The sequence below is a fragment of the Yersinia aleksiciae genome (genome assembly GCF_001047675.1).
Lineage (GTDB): Bacteria > Pseudomonadota > Gammaproteobacteria > Enterobacterales > Enterobacteriaceae > Yersinia > Yersinia aleksiciae.
The window spans coordinates 2,731,754-2,750,138 of sequence record NZ_CP011975.1 but is presented as its reverse complement, the minus strand read 5'-3'; the positions used below and the strand labels follow the sequence as shown (position 1 = coordinate 2,750,138).

Here is an 18,385-nt window from a genome sequence, read left to right as displayed (position 1 = left end):
TCATCCTCTTAAAATTGCGGTCAGGCCCTTGTCACGGGCATAACTTTCCGCGAAGGCCAGCAGATCAGGAGCGTCCAAAGGGCGATTGGCGGCCAGATAGTCTTCACCCAGCAGCGAATATTTATTGATACCCAGCGTGTGGTAAGGCAAAAAATGAATCTCTTTCACGCCAATCTCATCGGCGGCAAAATCGACAATCCCTCGCACCGAGTGACGATCAGCATTGAAGTCGGGGATCAGCGGTACCCGCACCGTGATATGAGTGCCCGCGGCAGCTAACTTGCGGAAGTTATCCATCACCCGCTTGGCCGAACCGCCGGTCCACTGCTGAAAACGGCGCTCATCGGTATGTTTGAGGTCCGCCAGCATCAAGTCAAGCCACGGCAAAGCTGGGGTGATATAGCGCCACGGCGTATGTAAGCAAGATTCAACCGCCGTATGAATACCGAGTTGATGGCAGCGCTGTAACAGTTCAGCGGCAACCTCAGGCTGCATAAAAGGCTCGCCGCCGGATAGGGTCACCCCACCGCCGCTACGCCGATAAAACGGTAAGTCACGCAGCAGGGTTTCCATCGTGGCATTGAGATCTATCGGGCTACCGCACACTGTCAGCGCGCCACTGGGGCAGCGCAGGGTCAGCGCCTGAATATCCGCTTCCGCCAATAACTGGCGCTGGATAACCAGTTTTTCATCAATACGTTGGATGGCGCTCTGGTGGCACAGGTCACAACCCGCCAGGCAAAGACGTGGGTCAAATAACACTTCGGGTTTCGGTGAACGACTCTCTGGGTTTTGGCACCAGCGGCAGCTCAGCGAGCAGCCTTTGAGAAACACCACACTACGAATGCCGGGGCCATCATGGGTGGAATAGCGCTGCAAATTAAAAATCATCTTATTCCTCCCATTAGCTGTGACTGCATCGGCATCGCGGCGATAACCCGCTTTCCATGGCAACCAGTATCTGCGTAATATAGGGAAAGAAAAATTGATGAAATTTGTCGTGGAGTTCCTCTTTTATGTCTGCCTCACGTTTGCAACAGCAGTTTATTCGCCTCTGGCAACGTTTTAATGGCCAGCCAACGGAGACCACCCTACAGGAGTTGGCTGACGTGCTCTGTTGCTCACGCCGCCATGTCAGATCCTTGCTGGGCAGCATGCAGCACGAGGGCTGGCTAAGTTGGCAAGCGGAAGCGGGGCGTGGTAAGCGCTCACAATTGACCTTCCTTTATTCCGGGCTGGCACTGCAACAGCAGCGGGCCGACGAGTTACTGGAACAGGACAATATTGATCAGTTAGTGCAGTTGGTGGGGGATAAAAAAGCGGTGCGCCAAATGCTGCTATCCCAGCTAGGGCGCAGCTTCCGCCAGGGTAAACATATTCTGCGCGTGCTCTATTACCGCCCACTGCCTAACCTGCTCCCCGGTACCGCCCTGCGCCGCTCAGAAACCCACATGGTTCGGCAGATCTTTAATGGCCTGACGCGGATAAATGAGGAAAATGGGGAACTCGAACCCGACTTATCTCATCACTGGCAAGCCATCAGCCCGTTGCATTGGCGCTTTTATTTGCGCCCCGCTATCCATTTTCACCATGGCCGCGAACTGGAGATGGAGGATGTCATCACCAGCCTGACCCGACTGATCCCGCAACCTCTGTTCTCCCATATCACCGCGGTGCGCTCACCGACCCCCTATGTCATTGACGTGCATCTCAGTAGCCCAGACCACTGGTTGCCGTGGCTGCTGGGCAGTGTGCACGCCATGATTTTGCCGCAAGAGTGGGAAAGCCAGCCTGATTTCCAGCGCCACCCTATCGGCACGGGCCCTTATTCCGTGATGCGCAATCATCATAGTCAATTGAAAATTCAGGCATTTGATAACTATTTTGGTTTCCGTGCGTTGATTGATGAAGTCAATATCTGGGTGCTGCCGGAGTTGTCTGAAGAGTTGGTCTATTCCGGCGTGCAGTTGCAGGCAGACGACACCAGTAAAAATGAGCTGGAGAGTCGGTTGGAAGAGGGCTGCTACTTTTTGCTGTTTGACCAGCGATCCGCCCAAACCCGCCATCCCGATATCCGCCGCTGGCTCTGTGAGCTGATCACCCCCGTCGCCCTACTCAGCCATGCCGACCCCTTCTATCAGCGCTACTGGTCACCGGCTTACGGTATGTTGCCGCGCTGGCACCACAATCGGCTCACCACACTGGAACCCAAGCCGGAAGGGTTGACCGAACTGACCCTCACCTTTTACCGCGAGCACTCTGAGTTTGATGCCATCAGCCAAACACTGACCACCTTGCTGGCTGCCCATGGCGTCAAGCTGGTGATTCAGGCCGTGGATTATGTCAGTTGGTATCAAGGGGATGCGCAGAGCGACATCTGGCTCGGCAGCGCCAACTTCTACCTGCCGCTGGAGTTCTCGCTGTTTGCCACCCTGTATGAGCTGCCGCTGCTGCAACACTGCCTCGACGACGAGCTGCATCAGGACGTAGAATCATGGCGCAATAATACCCTGCCGATGGCGGACTGGAGCCAACGACTGGTTAGCCAAAATCAATTCCACCCACTGTTCCATCACTGGCTAGAATTATATGGGCAGCACAGTATGCGTGGCGTGCGAATGAACACCCTCGGCTGGTTTGACTTCAAATCCGCCTGGTTTACCCCACCGGAGGCATAAACCCACTTTCACCCGTCCGAATTAGTCTCTACAATAGCGCCGTCTCAACGGGGTGCAAGAACATCGCTAGCCAAGTTCAATCCGGTGCCGCAAGTGTTAAAAACACAGCGAGCCGGGTTCAGACAGTGGCGGACAGCACGGAGAAACCGGAGCGTACTTGAAGTACGTGAGGATTTCGAGTACTGCCCAACGCTGTATCAACCACGGCGCAGCACGTTTTTGCTGAGAGTACACCCGTCGAACCTGATCCGGTTAAAACCGGCGGAGGGATTTGAGAAAAATAACGCCGTATCACCTCGACACCGCTGTTATTGACCGCCTCAGATACCTTTGCCACCTTTATTCTTAAGGAGTGCAAAGTGTTTAAACGTATGATTCTCTGCTTGTTTCTGCTGTCAGCTGCCGCTGTTGCTGCCGATAAACCCACCCTGACGGTTTACACCTATGACTCCTTTGCTGCCGACTGGGGGCCAGGGCCGGCGATTAAAAAAGCCTTTGAAGCCGAGTGCGATTGTCAGCTTAAATTTGTGGCGCTGGAAGATGGCGTGTCACTGCTGAACCGTCTGCGGATGGAGGGTAAAAATAGTCAAGCCGATGTCATTTTAGGTTTAGATAACAATCTGGTACAGGCGGCAGAGCAAACCGGCTTATTCGCGCCAAGTCAGGTGGATACCCGCACGTTGACCCTGCCTGAGCCTTGGCAGAATAAAACCTTTGTCCCTTACGACTACGGCTACTTCGCCTTTGTGTATGACAAAAACAAACTGAAAAACCCGCCGAAAAGCCTGCAAGAGTTAGTTAGCAGCAAAGAACCCTGGAAAGTGATCTATCAAGATCCCCGCACCAGTACGCCAGGCCTTGGCTTAATGCTGTGGATGCAGAAAGTGTATGGCGATAAAGCCCCGCAGGCGTGGCAAGAACTGGCGAAGAAAACCGTCACTGTCACCAAAGGCTGGAGCGAAGCTTACGGTCTGTTCCTGAAAGGTGAAGGAGATCTGGTGCTGAGCTACACCACCTCTCCGGCTTACCATCTGATTGAAGAGAAGAAAAGTAACTATGCCGCCGCCGATTTCAGCGAGGGCCACTACCTGCAAGTAGAGGTCGCGGGTCAAGTGGCGTCCAGCAAACAGCCGGAACTGGCGCAGCGCTTTATGAAATTTATCGTCACCCCCGCTTTCCAGAATCATATTCCCACCGGCAACTGGATGTATCCGGTGATTAAGATGGATCTTCCGGCGGGCTTTGAAACGCTAAACGTGCCACAAAAAGCATTGCAGTTTGATGCCAAAGAGGTGGCCGATAACCGTGGTAAATGGATTCAGGCATGGCAATCCGCCGTCAGCCGCTAATCCCGCCGTGGTTGTGGCCGGGGCTGCTCGCCGCTGCGCTGATCGTCGGTGTCGCCTTATTGGCGTTCACCGCGATTTGGCGGCATGCGCCTGCGGCAGACTGGCAAAGTATTTGGCATGACAGCTATCTGTGGCATGTGATTCGCTTTACCTTCTGGCAGGCGTTTCTCTCTGCGCTGCTGTCGGTGACACCCGCTATTTTTCTGGCCCGCGCCCTGTATCGCCGCCGCTTTCCGGGCCGCCAACTGATGCTACGTTTATGCGCCATGACACTGGTGTTGCCGGTATTGGTAGCGCTGTTCGGCATCCTGACGGTCTATGGCCGTCAAGGTTGGCTGGCGGGGCTATTTAGCTGGCTGGGGATGAATTATCGCTTCTCACCCTATGGTTTACAGGGCATTTTGCTGGCGCATATTTTCTTTAATATGCCGCTGGCGACTCGCTTACTGTTGCAATCACTGGAGAGCATCGCCGTCGAGCAACGTCAGCTCGCCGCGCAACTGGGGATGAACGGCTGGCAGCATTTCCGCTGGGTTGAGTGGCCCTATCTGCGTCGCCAAATCCTGCCCACCGCCGCGCTGATTTTTATGCTCTGTTTTGCCAGCTTCGCCACGGTGCTGTCACTGGGCGGTGGACCACAAGCCACCACTATCGAACTGGCTATTTATCAGGCGCTTAGCTATGACTATGATCTTGGGCGCGCCGCCTTGTTGGCACTGATCCAACTGGGCTGTTGCCTTGGCTTGGTGGTGCTGAGCCAGCGGCTGAGTTCGGTACTGGCGGTGGGCAATACCCACGGCCAGATTTGGCGCAGCCAGCAAGACAGCTATTGGTCGCGCATCAGCGATACCCTGCTGATTGGTGCGGCCTTGCTATTGATGGTTCCCCCTTTGCTCGCCGTCGTCATTGATGGCAGCAATCAAACAATAGTGACCGTGTTGCAGCAACCGCCGCTCTGGCAAGCCTTTTTCACCTCATTGACTATCGCCATTGGCGCTGGATTGCTCTGTGTGACCCTGACCATGATGCTGCTGTGGAGCAGCCGTGAGCTGAAACTACGTCAGCAGATGGCTTACGGGCAAGCGCTGGAGGTGAGCGGCATGGTGATTCTGGCGATGCCGGGCATTGTGCTGGCGACCGGCTTCTTCTTGCTGCTAAACGATACGCTGGGCTTACCGCAATCCCCTTACGCGCTAGTGATCCTGACCAATGCGCTGATGGCGGTGCCTTATGCTTTGAAAGTGCTGGATAACCCGATGCGCGACTTGGCGGAGCGCTATACGCCGCTCTGTTTATCTCTGGATATTCGCGGCTGGCACCGCTTGCGCTATATTGAGTTAAGCGCCCTGAAGCGCCCGCTGGCGCAAGCGCTGGCCTTTGCCAGTGTGCTCTCTATCGGCGATTTTGGCGTGGTGGCGCTGTTTGGTAACGAGCACTTCCGCACCTTGCCATTTTATCTCTATCAGCAGATAGGTTCTTATCGCAGCAACGATGGCGCAGTCACCGCCTTGCTGCTGCTGCTGCTCTGCTTCCTGCTGTTTACCCTGATTGAAAGACTGCCGAGCCGCCATGTTAAAGCTTGAGAAAATCACCTATCTATACGACCACTTACCGATGCGCTTTGATTTGCACATTCAGCCCGGTGAGCGGGTGGCGATCCTTGGCCCGAGTGGCGCAGGTAAAAGCACCCTACTGAGCCTGATTGCCGGTTTCTTGACGCCAGCCAGTGGCCGTATGTGGCTGAATAATCGCGATCATACCACCACTGCGCCCGCCCAACGGCCGGTATCAATGCTGTTTCAGGAGAATAATCTGTTCTCGCACCTCAATGTGGAGCAGAACATAGGACTGGGGTTGCATCCGGGGCTGAAACTCAATCAAGAGCAAAAACAGTTACTCAGCCAGATTGCCCAGCAAGTGGGATTGGAGTCGTGCCTTGACCGCCTACCCGCGCAGCTCTCCGGCGGCCAACGCCAGCGGGCAGCACTCGCGCGCTGTTTGGTGCGCAGCCAGCCGATCTTGCTGTTGGATGAGCCATTTTCTGCGCTAGACCCCGCATTGCGCAATGAAATGCTGCAATTGGTCGATCAGGTATGCCGCCAACGCCAACTGACGCTGTTGATGGTGTCACACAACCTCGAGGATGCCGCGCGCATCGCCGATCGCACCTTGTTAGTGGTCGATGGCCACATCTACTACGACGGCCCGACTCAAGCACTGGTCAATGGCAGCGCACCCGAAGCCAGTGTGCTGGGTATTAGCCCCCACCCAGCACCTTCCACAGCAGATGCCGATAAACCGGCATAATCGGCTGCATATGCAGCCAGACAAAACTGGCGATCGCCACCACAATCGCCAACACCGTCACCCAACGCAGTCGGGCAAGGGGTAGCCACTTGTTCAGGCGATCGGGGCTACGTTTATCAAAACGCCACCAGCGCCATGATAACCAGCACGCCAACCAAATCAGCAGCACCACGGCCGCAAGCAGACACTTAAACATAAAGCTGTTGGTGCTCGGCGGGATATCAATGGCAACACCGGCCAAGATGCCGGGGAAGAAATAGATGGGCGGCCAAGTGAGGCAACCAATCACATTGGGTAGCGCGAATTTTGCCGGCGGCAGATTCAGCATCCCCGCCACCATTGGCACGATAGGCCGTGCCGGGCCGATAAAGCGCCCCAGCAGCACCGTGGCCATACTGTGGTTATGCAGCGCATGTTCGGTTTTCGCCAGCATCGATTTATGCTTTTTCAGGAAAGACCAGCGGTGCAGCGGCTCTTTGAAACGGCGGCCAATAAGGTACGAAAGCCAATCCCCCGTCAGGCAACCGACGGTCGCGGCGGCCCAAGCCCAATAAAAATCCATCTCCCCGCTGCCAATCAGCGCCCCGACGGTGGTCATCATGATGGTGCCGGGCAGTAGCATCCCCACCAGCGCTAAAGATTCGAGAAAAGTCACGATCATGACGACAAATAGCGCGAAAGCCAGAGATTGCGTCAGTAAATGTAGTAAGTAGGCTTCCATAAATTTTTCCGTTGGTTAACAACCCGGTTTGAGGCGCGAGGGATTGTCCGGCCCATTGAGAAATGAGTCAATCGACAAATTATACCCTTCCTCCTTGAAGCCGCAGGGGTGTTAGCTGCGCCCACTCACCCGAATCACTGACTTAAGTAAGCTCATCGGGATGAGCTCACTGGCTGCCTACCTGCAACGCCAATGACTTTGGGTATATACAGGTCGAATGGCGAATCATCATTGAAATAGACAATTACTGTATAAATACCCATACTAAAGAACTTAGCCTACCAAGTATTATTCATCTCTTTATTAAAGGTAGCATCATGGGGCACTCCCGCCAGGGCTTCCTGCTCACCCGCCACTGGCGCGACACGCAGGCAGGCACCGAAGTTGAATTCTGGTTAGCCACCGATGAAGGGCCGCAGCACGTCAGACTGCCACCTCAGCCATCGGTCGCCTTTATCCCGGCCGAACAACGGCAGCGGGCTGAAACCCTGCTGCGTGATGAACGCCGCTGGCAACTGCGCCCCCTTGAGCTGACTGACTTCCATCATCGCCCCGTACTGGGGCTGTATTGCACTCAGCATCGCCAGTTAATTCGCTTGGAAAAACTGCTCAGGGAAAGTGGCGTAAATGTCTATGAAGGTGACATTCGCCCGCCCGAACGTTTTCTAATGGAGCGCTTTATTACCGCACCAGTTTGGTTTAGCGGTGATGACAACGGCAACGGCCCGCTGCTCAATACCCAGATGAAACCGGCAGAGGAGTATCGACCGACGCTAAAACTGCTGTCACTGGATATCGAAACCAGCGAACACGGCGAGCTTTATTGCATTGGTCTGGAGGGCTGCGGTCAGCGGCAGGTTTACATGCTCGGGCCGCCCAATGGCGATGACGTAACTCAAGCATGTAAATCTGCCGTGCTGGATTTCAATCTGGAGTATGTCGCCAGCCGCCCGCTGTTGCTGGAAAAGCTGAATCAATGGCTGGAGCGGTATGATCCCGATGCCATTATCGGTTGGAATCTGGTGCAATTTGATCTGCGTGTGCTGCAAAAACACGCGGATCGCTATCAGATCCCGCTGCGCTTTGGCCGTGGCGGTAACCTGCTGGAGTGGCGTGAACATGGCTTTAAGCAGGGGCACTTTTTTGCTTCGGCGGCCGGACGGCTGATTATCGATGGCATCGAAGCATTGAAATCTGCCACTTGGAACTTCCCCTCTTTCAGTCTGGAATCTGTCTCGCAAACCTTGCTGGGTGAAGGGAAAGCCAGCGATAACCCCTATCAACGCATGGATGAGATCAATCATCGCTTCGCCAATGATAAACCTGCACTGGCCCGCTATAACCTGAAAGACTGTGAGCTGGTGACGCGGATTTTTGCCAAAACCGAGCTGCTGAGCTTCTTGCTTGAGCGCTCAACTGTCACCGGGTTGGCAGCGGATCGCAGCGGCGGTTCAGTCGCGGCCTTTACTCACCTTTATCTGCCACGGATGCACCGTATCGGCTATGTGGCCCCCAATTTAGGTGAGCTACCGGAGGAGCACAGTCCCGGCGGCTTTGTGATGGATTCTCAGCCCGGGTTGTATGATTCGGTGCTGGTGCTCGACTATAAAAGTCTGTATCCCTCGATTATCCGCACCTTTCTTATTGATCCGGTGGGGTTGGTGGCGGGTATGCAGCAGCCTGATGATGAGCACTCGGTACCGGGTTTTCGCGGGGCCTGGTTCGCGCGCGAGAAGCACTGCCTGCCCGCGATCGTCAATCAGATCTGGCAGGGAAGAGAGGCGGCAAAACGTCAGCAAAACAAGCCGTTATCGCAAGCATTGAAGATCATCATGAACGCCTTTTATGGCGTACTTGGCTCCAGCGGTTGCCGCTTCTTCGACCCAAGATTAGCCTCATCCATCACCCTGCGCGGCCATGAGATCATGCGTCAAACCCGCGAATTGATTGAAGCACAGGGCTATCAGGTGATTTATGGTGATACCGACTCAACCTTTGTCTGGCTGAAAAATGCCCATAGCGAAGCGCAGGCATCGCGCATCGGCAAAGAACTGGTTCAGCACGTCAATCAATGGTGGCAAAACCATATCCAGCAAACCTTTAACTTGCCCTGCGCATTGGAGCTGGAGTTTGAAACCCACTATCGGCGCTTTTTGATGCCCACCATCCGTGGCGCGGAGCAAGGTAGCAAAAAACGCTATGCCGGACTGATATCCACCCCCACGGGCGATCAGATGGTGTACAAGGGGCTGGAGACCGTTCGCACCGACTGGACGCCGCTAGCGCAGCAGTTCCAACGGGAGTTATACCTGCGGATTTTCCAGCAGCAGCCCTATCAGGACTATGTGCGCGATTACGTGGCGCGTACCCTGAATGGTGAGCTGGATGAGCAGTTGATCTACCGCAAACGCCTGCGTCGGCGGCTCGACGACTATCAGCGCAATGTGCCGCCACACGCCAGAGCAGCACGTCTGGCGGATGAGTTTAACCGCCAGCAGGGTCGCCCGTTGCAATATCAAAATGGCGGCTGGATAAGTTACGTCATGACCACTGCGGGTCCCGAGCCACTGGAAACCCGCCAATCCCCCATCGATTACGATCACTACCTGACCCGTCAGCTACAACCGGTGGCTGACGCTATACTTCCGTTCATGCACGATGACTTCACAACGCTGATCACCGGACAAATGGGGCTATTTTAATCGTAATTCAGCTGTTTTACAGGTGACGCCGCGCGCTCCTTCCATTACCATAGCGCCCTTGCCAAAATTCGCATCAATCACACAGACAAACACTTTTCTACTCATAACTGTCCAACAAAAAAATCGAGCCGATAATTTATGCCTTTTACACTTGGTCAACGCTGGATCAGCGACACAGAAAGCGAACTTGGATTAGGTACTGTCGTTGCCATCGACGTACGCATGATCACCTTACTGTTCCCCGCAACCGGTGAAAACCGCCTTTACGCCAGAAATGACTCGCCAATCACCCGCGTCATGTTCAATCCGGGCGATACCATCACTCACCACGAAGGCTGGCAGCTGAAAGTGGAAGATGTGACGCACGAAAACGGACTGATTACCTATATTGGCACCCGTCTGGATACAGAAGAGACCGGCGTCTCAATGCGTGAAGTGTTGCTCGATAGCAAACTGACTTTTAGCAAACCACAGGATCGATTATTTGCTGGCCAAATCGACCGCATGGATCGTTTTGCCCTGCGTTTCCGTGCCCGTAAGTATCAAAGTGAGCAGTTCCGCTTGCCATGGAGCGGCCTGCGTGGCGTCCGTGCCAGCCTGATCCCACACCAACTACATATCGCTTATGAAGTGGGACAGCGCCATGCACCGCGCGTATTACTGGCCGATGAAGTGGGCTTGGGTAAAACCATCGAAGCTGGGATGATTATCAACCAGCAACTGCTGGCGGGCCGTGCTGAGCGCGTACTGATTGTGGTGCCAGAAAGCCTGCAACATCAGTGGTTAGTTGAGATGTTGCGCCGCTTCAATCTGCGCTTCTCGCTGTTTGATGACAGCCGCTATTCCGAAGCCTTGCAAGACAGCACCAACCCGTTTGAAACCGAACAAATGGTGATCTGCTCACTGGATTTTGTACGCCGCAATAAGCAGCGTTTGGAACAGTTGGCGGATGCCGCTTGGGATCTGCTGGTGGTGGATGAAGCACACCATCTGGCGTGGAGCGAAGAGGCGCCGAGCCGTGAATATCAGGTCATTGAGCAATTGGCTGAACATATCCCCGGCGTCTTGCTGTTAACCGCAACTCCTGAGCAATTGGGCCAACAGAGCCACTTTGCTCGCTTGCGTTTGCTCGATCCTGATCGCTTCCATGACTACGAAGAGTTCATCAATGAGCAGCAGAAATATCGCCCGATCGCTGATGCCGTGACACTGCTGCTGGGTGGCGAGCGCTTGGCTGACGATAAGCTGAATCTGTTGGGCGAACTCATTGCTGAACAAGATATTGAGCCACTGCTGAAAGCCGCTAATAGCCAAAGTGAAGACAGCGAAGCCGCCCGTAAAGAGTTGGTGACTATGCTGATGGACAGACACGGCACCAGCCGGATCTTGTTCCGTAACACCCGTAATGGGGTGAAGGGCTTCCCGCACCGCGTGTTGCATCAGATTAAGCTGCCATTGCCGACTCAGTACCAAACAGCGATTAAAGTGTCGGGCATCATGGGTGCCAAGAAAACACTGGAAGCGCGCGCCAAAGATATGCTTTATCCGGAGCAGATCTATCAGGAGTTTGAAGGTGAAAATGCCACTTGGTGGAACTTCGACCCTCGGGTTGAGTGGCTGCTTAACTATCTGATTGCCAATCGTGGCGAGAAAGTGCTGGTTATCTGTGCACAAGCTGCCACGGCATTGCAGCTCGAACAAGTGCTGCGTGAGCGAGAAGCTATCCGCGCCGCAGTGTTCCATGAAGGTTTGTCGCTGATTGAACGCGACCGTGCCGCTGCCTACTTTGCCTCTGAAGAAGATGGCGCGCAGGTACTACTCTGCTCTGAAATCGGTTCCGAAGGGCGTAACTTCCAGTTCGCCTGCCAGTTGGTGATGTTCGATCTACCGTTCAACCCAGACTTGCTGGAACAGCGTATTGGCCGTCTGGATCGTATCGGCCAGAACCGCGAAATCCAAATCATGGTGCCCTATCTGGAAAATACCGCGCAGGCGGTGCTGGTACGCTGGTATCACGAAGGGTTGGATGCTTTCGAGCACACCTGCCCGACGGGTCGCACCATTTATGACACCGGCTATCAAACATTGATTGGCTATCTGGCGACCCCGAATGAACAAGAGGGGCTGGATGAGTTTATCCACACTTGCCGTCAGCAACATGAAGAGCTGAAACTTCAGTTGGAACAAGGCCGCGACCGTCTGCTGGAGATGCACTCCAACGGCGGCGAGCATGGGCAGGAGTTGGCGCAGATCATTTCGGATCAAGATAATGACGTCAATTTGGTCAGTTTTGCCCTTAACTTGTTCGATATTGTTGGGATCAATCAAGAAGATCGCAGTGATAACCTGATCGTGCTGACGCCATCTGACCATATGCTGGTACCTGACTTCCCTGGGCTGCCGCAAGATGGTTGTACCGTCACCTTTGATCGCGAACAAGCACTGTCGCGAGAAGATGCTCAGTTTGTCAGTTGGGAACATCCGATCATCCGCAATGGTCTGGATCTGATTCTGTCTGGCGACACCGGCAGCTGCGCCGTTTCTTTGTTGAAAAACAAAGCATTGCCTGTTGGCACCTTGCTAGCTGAGTTGGTTTATGTGGTCGAAGCGCAAGCGCCGAAACACCTGCAACTGACTCGTTTCTTGCCACCGACTCCGGTGCGGATGCTGATGGATCGTAACGGCACCAATCTGGCGGCACAGGTTGAATTCGAAACCTTTAACCGCCAGTTGAATGCAGTTAACCGCCACACCTCCAGCAAGCTGGTCAATGCGGTGCAGCAAGAGGTTCACACCATGTTGCAGCAGGCAGAGGTACTGGTTGCAGAGCAAGCACAGCTGTTAATTGATGCCGCTAAGCACGAAGCTGACGATAAGTTGAGTGCTGAACTGGCACGTTTGGAAGCCCTGAAAGCGGTTAACCCCAATATTCGTGATGATGAGCTGGAAGCACTGGAACATAACCGTAAATTGGTACTGGAAAGTCTAAATCAAGCGGGCTGGCGTTTAGACGCGATTCGCTTGGTGGTGGTCACTCACCAGTAATCCCAAGAGTGAGAACCGGGATCGGACGCCCGGTTTTCCTCCAGCGGGGTTTTGCTCTACGGATCCCCCATTAATGACTTTCTGGAATTTTTTTGGAATAAAAAATGGAACCCTATAATCCCCCACGTGATCCTTGGCTGCATATCCTGTATCAAGATGAGCACATTATGGTGGTCAACAAACCGAGCGGATTGCTCTCCGTACCCGGTCGCGCGCCAGAGAATAAAGACAGTGTCATGACCCGTATTCAGGCCGATTATCCGACGGCTGAATCTGTTCATCGGCTAGATATGGCAACCAGTGGTGTGATTATTGTGGCGTTGACCAAGGCCGCTGAGCGCGAACTTAAGCGCCAATTTCGTGAGCGTGAGCCGAAAAAAACGTATATCGCTCGAGTATGGGGCCATCTGGCACAAGATGAGGGCCTAATTGACTTACCTTTAATCTGCGATTGGCCAAATCGGCCAAAACAGAAAGTCTGCTATGAAACTGGGAAGTCAGCACAAACTGAGTATCTGGTGCTATCGCGGGACCCGGATGGCAGCACTCGAATGAAGTTATCCCCCATCACAGGTCGCTCACATCAGTTACGGGTCCATATGCTGGCGATAGGTCATCCGATCCTCGGCGATGGCTTCTATGCCCATCCTGAAGCCAAAGCAATGGCACCTCGGTTGCAGTTACATGCACAGGAATTATGTATTACTCACCCAGAGTTTGGCACGGTGATGCATTTTAAATGTGAAGCAGAGTTTTGATATTTATTAGTTTTTAGGATATTTCTTTTTAATTGTGCTTATGGCTTTTAAATATGACGTTAACCATTAGAAATAATATATTTAAGAACATAAAACAATAATGAGATAGTAAGCCGAGTAATAATATTCCATCGAACACTGATGAAATGAAGGAATATTATTATGTCTACTGCAACAGCCTGTACTGAAAACCCTGAAAAAAACGTCCTCCTTAAAGGAGAAAAAATCAGAAGCCATATACATAGATTTGATCAAAGTAATGTAAAGGCATTATCGGGATATTCGGTCAGCATGAACACTAATACACAAAACTGGCATCCCAAAAGAACCACAACCAGCACGGAAAGAACCAAAGAAAGTACCAAAGCACTAGAATCACAACATATCACTATCCAGCCAAAGCACGAATCAGGTGATAATGACATCACGTTTTACTTACCCAAAGAACAGGGTAACTATCGTGCGGAGATCTCTAACTTCAAACCCATTACAGTTGCAGCAGAATCAATATATGAATTTGATTTTAAAGCAAAATCAATACATAAAGATCTCGTTCTATTCCAAGTGAGAGAACTGGGTGGCAGTATGAAAACATGGGGTGCTGACCGCCCCCCATTCTCGCTACATATCCAACAAGATGGCATGCTAGTCGCGGCAGTAAACACCGTTAATCCTGATTATGACTCTACGAAGCTGGGTGATAAATCTTATAATCATGAGGAGAAATCGTTAAAGAGAATCGGGTTAGATGAATATTACCACCTCACCATTGAGATAATTATGCATCGCGATCACCCCTTAATTAAAATTTCTATTGATGATGATATAATATATCAACGTGACGTATCTTTTGGGGCTTTGGATTCAAAAACGTTTTATAGCAAGCTTGGCGCTTATGTCCCACAGCAGAAAAATAAAGCGGGGCTAAATGATTCCAAGGTCAGTTTTGATAATATTAAAGAAGCACATCACCAATATGTCCCTGCGCTAATAACAGCAGATAATAGTGTTTGTTCAGCTGATTCAGAAGCTCAAAATTCATTGCCTACGGCAATGGCAACCTTTTATACCCCACAAGATGGCATGATAAATGTCAATTGGCTTGATATTGCGGAACCCATACTGATTCTCAGCCCAGCGATAATAACTCAATTGTAAATATTCTAATGTGCTTTTAAATCATTACCTGGAGAGAAAGATGCCTGAAAATAGGCATCTCAGACCGTTGACAAACCCCGATGACTCGCTCGGGAACGGTGAGGACCGGCGGAAGAGTAAAGCGTCCGCGCCAGGGAGGGCGCGGCTCGAGCCATCAGGGATGATTTTACGGCGTCTTTACGATCTGCCTGTTCTCTCCGCCTCTGGCACTTTGTCAATAAGCTCAGATGCCTGAAAACAGGCATCTTTTAGATGAAATCAGCCAAGCTTACTTAAATCCCTTCTCGCGCTTAATCAAATCATACGCAGCTTGAATTTCTTGGGCTTTTTGTTTTGCCATCTCCATCATTTCTGGCGGCAAACCTTTCGCCACCAATTTATCTGGATGATGCTCCCCCATTAACTTGCGGTAAGCACGTTTGATGACCACACTGTCGTCAGTGCTACTCACCCCCAGCACTTTACAGGCATCTTCCAGTGTTGGGCCATTCGACGCTTGCTGGTAGCCACCTTGAGAGTATCCCCCCTGCTGACCCTGCCATCCGCCGTGTCCACCAAACTGGCGACCACCCTCAATCATGCTCAGGAACTGATCAAACTGACCACGGGAGATCCCCAGTTCTTCAGCGATGACATACAGCACCTGCCGCTCATTCGGATGCAATGAACCATCGGCAAAAGCGGCCTGCAACTGAATTTCCAGAAACATCCGAATTAAATCAAAGCGACCAAAGCATACGCCACGTAACTCCTGCAATCTTTCACGCAACGGGAATCCACTCTCTTTCCCCTCACGGAAGGCTTGCTGCGCCGCTGCTCGGGCCTCGCCATGCAATTGCATTCTATCCATCAATTGACTGGCAAGCTGAATATCAACCTCCGTCACTCGCCCTTTGGCCTTGGTCAAATGTCCCATAACCTGAAAAGTGGCGCGGAAAAAAATTAATTGTCGTGTTTGTTGATCGGCAAAATAGCCGCGGCGCTTCGTGCTTCGCACCCTGTCTACCATATGGCCGACAAGCAACCCCAGTACCACACCCCAGAAACCAGTACCTGACATTAAACCCAGTACCAGACCGAGCAGTTTTCCCCAATACTGCATATACTCCTCAATTCATCATGCCGTCAGTCAAAATTTGCATTATCATACTCGGCATTCAGCTCAGCGCCTAACAGCGAGACGTGTAAGCGGCCGGATTTAACACTAGCGCAACTGTGATGAGTAATATAGTCTCAGACCGTTTGCCGGCATGATGCCCCCCGATGACGGAACACCAAAACCGCGTATGAAAAAAAGATTCCCAACACTGCTGGCCACATTGATATGGACGGCACTATATAGCCAGCAATCGCTGGCTGACCTTGCTGAGCAATGTATGCTCGGTGTACCTACCTATGATCAGCCATTGGTCACGGGCGATCCGAATCAGCTCCCGGTCCGCATTAATGCGGATAAAACCGAAGCTAATTACCCGGATAGCGCGCTGTTCACTGGCAATGTTGTTGTCCAGCAAGGTAATAGCACGCTAACCGCCAATCAGGTTGAGCTGACACAAGTACAAAAAACCGGTGAAGCTATCCCGGTGCGTACTGTCACCGCCACTGGCGATGTTAATTATGACGATCCGCAAATCAAGCTAAAAGGCCCGAAAGGCTGGTCAAACCTGAATACCAAAGACACTGATATGGATAAAGGTAAATATCAGATGGTGGGTCGTCAGGGGCGTGGTGATGCAGATTTGATGAAATTACGTGGTCAGAATCGCTATACCATTCTGGAAAACGGGACTTTTACCTCCTGCCTGCCGGGTGATAATAGCTGGAGCGTCGTGGGTTCAGAAGTCATACATGACCGCGAAGAAGAAGTGGCCGAAATCTGGAATGCCCGTTTTAAAATTGGCAAAGTACCGGTGTTCTACAGCCCGTACATGCAGTTGCCGATCGGCGACAAACGTCGTTCAGGTTTTCTGATCCCTAACGCTAAATACACCAGTAACAACGGCCTCGAATTTATGCTGCCGTACTACTGGAATATTGCGCCTAACTTCGATGCAACCATTACCCCGCACTATATGGAGCGGCGTGGGTTGCAGTGGCAAAATGAGTTCCGCTACTTGCTGGCACCTGGCTCAGGTACCATGGCGTTAGATTGGTTGCCGAGTGACCGTTTATATCATGGCACTGATGGTACTGATAACGATTCCACGCGCTGGTTATACTACTGGGGCCATTCCGGTGTGATGGATAAAGTCTGGCGTTTCAACGTCAACTATACCCGCGTGAGTGATCCGGATTACTTCACCGATTTAACGTCGCGATATGGTTCGACCACGGATGGCTATGCCACGCAAATATTCAGCGTTGGCTATGCCGACCAGAACTGGGATGCCACCTTGGCCTCCAAACAGTTCCAGGTGTTCACTGACGCCGGTAATAGCAATGCTTACCGCGCCCAGCCACAGCTGGATATGAACTACTACAAAAATGATGTCGGCCCGTTTGACCTGCATGTCTATGGTCAAGCCGCCAAATTCACCAGTGTTAACCCAGAGAATCCGGAAGCCAGCCGTTTCCATATTGAACCTTCAATTAACCTGCCACTGTCCAATGGCTGGGGTAGCTTGAATACCGAAGCCAAATTATTGGCGACCCATTACCAGCAAGATATCCCGACGGGTTTCGCCAGCTATTATTCCCGTGCGAATAACGCTGAAACGGCCCCTGATCTAAAAGACTCGGTAAATCGAGTGATGCCGCAATTTAAAGTTGATGGCAAAGTAGTATTTGATCGGCCAATGGATTGGAGCGAAGGCTTCACCCAAACGCTAGAACCGCGCGTACAATATCTCTACGTTCCTTACCGGAATCAGGATGATATCTATATTTACGACACCACGTTGATGCAGTCGGACTACTCTGGCCTGTTCCGTGACCGTACCTATAGTGGACTAGACCGCATCGCGTCTGCGAATCAGGTCTCCACCGGTTTAACCACCCGCATATATGATGATGCACTGGTTGAACGTTTTAATGCTTCTGTGGGTCAAATCTATTACTTCAGCCGTTCGCGTACAGGTAATAGCGAAACGATTGATAACAGTGATGATACCGGTAGCCTTGTTTGGGCTGGCGACACATTCTGGCGAATCAGCGATCAGTTTGGTCTGAAAGGTGGTGCGCAGTATGATACTCGTTTAGGGAATTTAACCCTAGGTAACGCGGTAATGGAGTATAGGAAGGACTCAGAGCGTATGATTCAATTGAATTATCGCTATGCCAGCCCTGAATATATTCAGGCAGCAGTATCTAACGTGAAAAGTCCCGGTTATCAGCAGGGTATATCTCAGGTTGGTGCTACTGCCAGTTGGCCAATTGCCGACCGCTGGGCGTTGGTAGGATCTTATTACTACGATACCAAAGCCAATCAGCCCGCCAGCCAGCTCCTTGGCGTACAATACAACACCTGTTGTTGGGCGATAAACTTGGGTTATGAGCGTAAAATCACTGGCTGGAACTCACAAAATGAAGCCAGTAAATACGATAACACAATCAGTTTTAACATCGAGTTACGGGGTCTGAGTAGTGACCATAGCCTGGGGACTGCACAAATGCTGCGCTCAGGTATTCTGCCTTATCAAAGTGCATTCTGATACTGTGTAACACACTG

Annotated in this window: 13 protein-coding genes, 1 other RNA gene and 1 riboswitch; of the genes, 10 read left to right on the top strand and 4 right to left on the bottom strand. The window is 52.1% G+C overall.

What is annotated here, in order from left to right; genetic code table 11:
• On the bottom strand, window positions 1–891 hold the full coding sequence (locus ACZ76_RS12365) for a glycyl-radical enzyme activating protein (RefSeq protein WP_048619194.1): 891 nt from the start codon (window positions 889–891) through the stop codon (window positions 1–3).
• A 125-nt stretch (window positions 892–1,016) separates the two neighbouring features.
• Between ACZ76_RS12365 and sgrR the strand changes: the two genes are divergently transcribed.
• Window positions 1,017–2,678, top strand: a complete 1,662-nt coding sequence (gene sgrR, locus ACZ76_RS12360; RefSeq protein ID WP_048619193.1) for an HTH-type transcriptional regulator SgrR — start codon at window positions 1,017–1,019, stop codon at window positions 2,676–2,678.
• A gap of 94 nt (window positions 2,679–2,772) precedes the next feature.
• Here sgrR and ACZ76_RS18485 read toward each other — a convergent pair.
• Window positions 2,773–2,846: non-coding RNA, sX9 sRNA (locus ACZ76_RS18485), on the bottom strand.
• A gap of 24 nt (window positions 2,847–2,870) precedes the next feature.
• A riboswitch (TPP riboswitch) is annotated at window positions 2,871–2,965 on the top strand.
• Window positions 2,966–3,037: 72 nt separating this feature from the next.
• Here ACZ76_RS18485 and thiB point away from each other — a divergent pair.
• The 3 genes from thiB to thiQ are packed head-to-tail and all read left to right on the top strand — an operon-like array spanning window position 3,038 to window position 6,334.
• Window positions 3,038–4,027, top strand: coding sequence for a thiamine ABC transporter substrate binding subunit (gene thiB / locus ACZ76_RS12355; RefSeq protein ID WP_048619192.1), 990 nt, complete (start codon window positions 3,038–3,040; stop codon window positions 4,025–4,027).
• A complete protein-coding gene (gene thiP, locus ACZ76_RS12350) occupies window positions 4,003–5,610 on the top strand; it encodes a thiamine/thiamine pyrophosphate ABC transporter permease ThiP (RefSeq protein ID WP_048619191.1) in 1,608 nt (535 codons plus the stop codon). The genes thiB and thiP overlap by 25 nt, the downstream gene beginning before the upstream one ends.
• Complete coding sequence (thiQ, locus tag ACZ76_RS12345) at window positions 5,597–6,334, top strand: thiamine ABC transporter ATP-binding protein ThiQ (protein ID WP_048619190.1); 738 nt, start codon at window positions 5,597–5,599, stop codon at window positions 6,332–6,334. The genes thiP and thiQ overlap by 14 nt, the downstream gene beginning before the upstream one ends.
• Here the strand turns inward: thiQ and ACZ76_RS12340 are convergent.
• Complete coding sequence (locus ACZ76_RS12340) at window positions 6,285–7,055, bottom strand: DedA family protein (RefSeq protein ID WP_048619189.1); 771 nt, start codon at window positions 7,053–7,055, stop codon at window positions 6,285–6,287. The genes thiQ and ACZ76_RS12340 overlap by 50 nt on opposite strands.
• A gap of 317 nt (window positions 7,056–7,372) precedes the next feature.
• Between ACZ76_RS12340 and ACZ76_RS12335 the strand changes: the two genes are divergently transcribed.
• The 5 genes from ACZ76_RS12335 (at window position 7,373) to ACZ76_RS19770 (ending at window position 14,970) form a co-directional block, all read left to right on the top strand.
• On the top strand, window positions 7,373–9,757 hold the full coding sequence (locus tag ACZ76_RS12335; protein WP_048619188.1) for a DNA polymerase II: 2,385 nt from the start codon (window positions 7,373–7,375) through the stop codon (window positions 9,755–9,757).
• A 138-nt stretch (window positions 9,758–9,895) separates the two neighbouring features.
• Window positions 9,896–12,802 carry an RNA polymerase-associated protein RapA gene (rapA, locus tag ACZ76_RS12330; protein WP_048619187.1) on the top strand — a complete coding sequence of 969 codons (2,907 nt, stop codon included), beginning with the start codon at window positions 9,896–9,898 and terminating at the stop codon, window positions 12,800–12,802.
• Window positions 12,803–12,939: 137 nt separating this feature from the next.
• Window positions 12,940–13,560, top strand: coding sequence for a bifunctional tRNA pseudouridine(32) synthase/23S rRNA pseudouridine(746) synthase RluA (gene rluA / locus ACZ76_RS12325; protein ID WP_235428223.1), 621 nt, complete (start codon window positions 12,940–12,942; stop codon window positions 13,558–13,560).
• Window positions 13,561–13,722: 162 nt separating this feature from the next.
• A complete protein-coding gene (locus ACZ76_RS12320) occupies window positions 13,723–14,718 on the top strand; it encodes a hypothetical protein (protein ID WP_048619185.1) in 996 nt (331 codons plus the stop codon).
• 153 nt (window positions 14,719–14,871) lie between these two features.
• Complete coding sequence (locus ACZ76_RS19770; protein WP_144413947.1) at window positions 14,872–14,970, top strand: gluconate 5-dehydrogenase; 99 nt, start codon at window positions 14,872–14,874, stop codon at window positions 14,968–14,970.
• A 16-nt stretch (window positions 14,971–14,986) separates the two neighbouring features.
• Here ACZ76_RS19770 and djlA read toward each other — a convergent pair whose 3' ends face one another.
• Entirely contained in the window at window positions 14,987–15,820 is an 834-nt protein-coding gene (djlA, locus tag ACZ76_RS12315; RefSeq protein ID WP_048619184.1) for a co-chaperone DjlA, read from the bottom strand.
• Between the two features lie 184 nt (window positions 15,821–16,004).
• Between djlA and lptD the strand changes: the two genes are divergently transcribed.
• Window positions 16,005–18,368: an LPS assembly protein LptD gene (gene lptD / locus ACZ76_RS12310; RefSeq protein WP_048619183.1), complete on the top strand. Its 2,364-nt coding sequence runs from the start codon at window positions 16,005–16,007 to the stop codon at window positions 18,366–18,368.
• The last annotated feature ends 17 nt before the right edge of the window (window positions 18,369–18,385 follow it).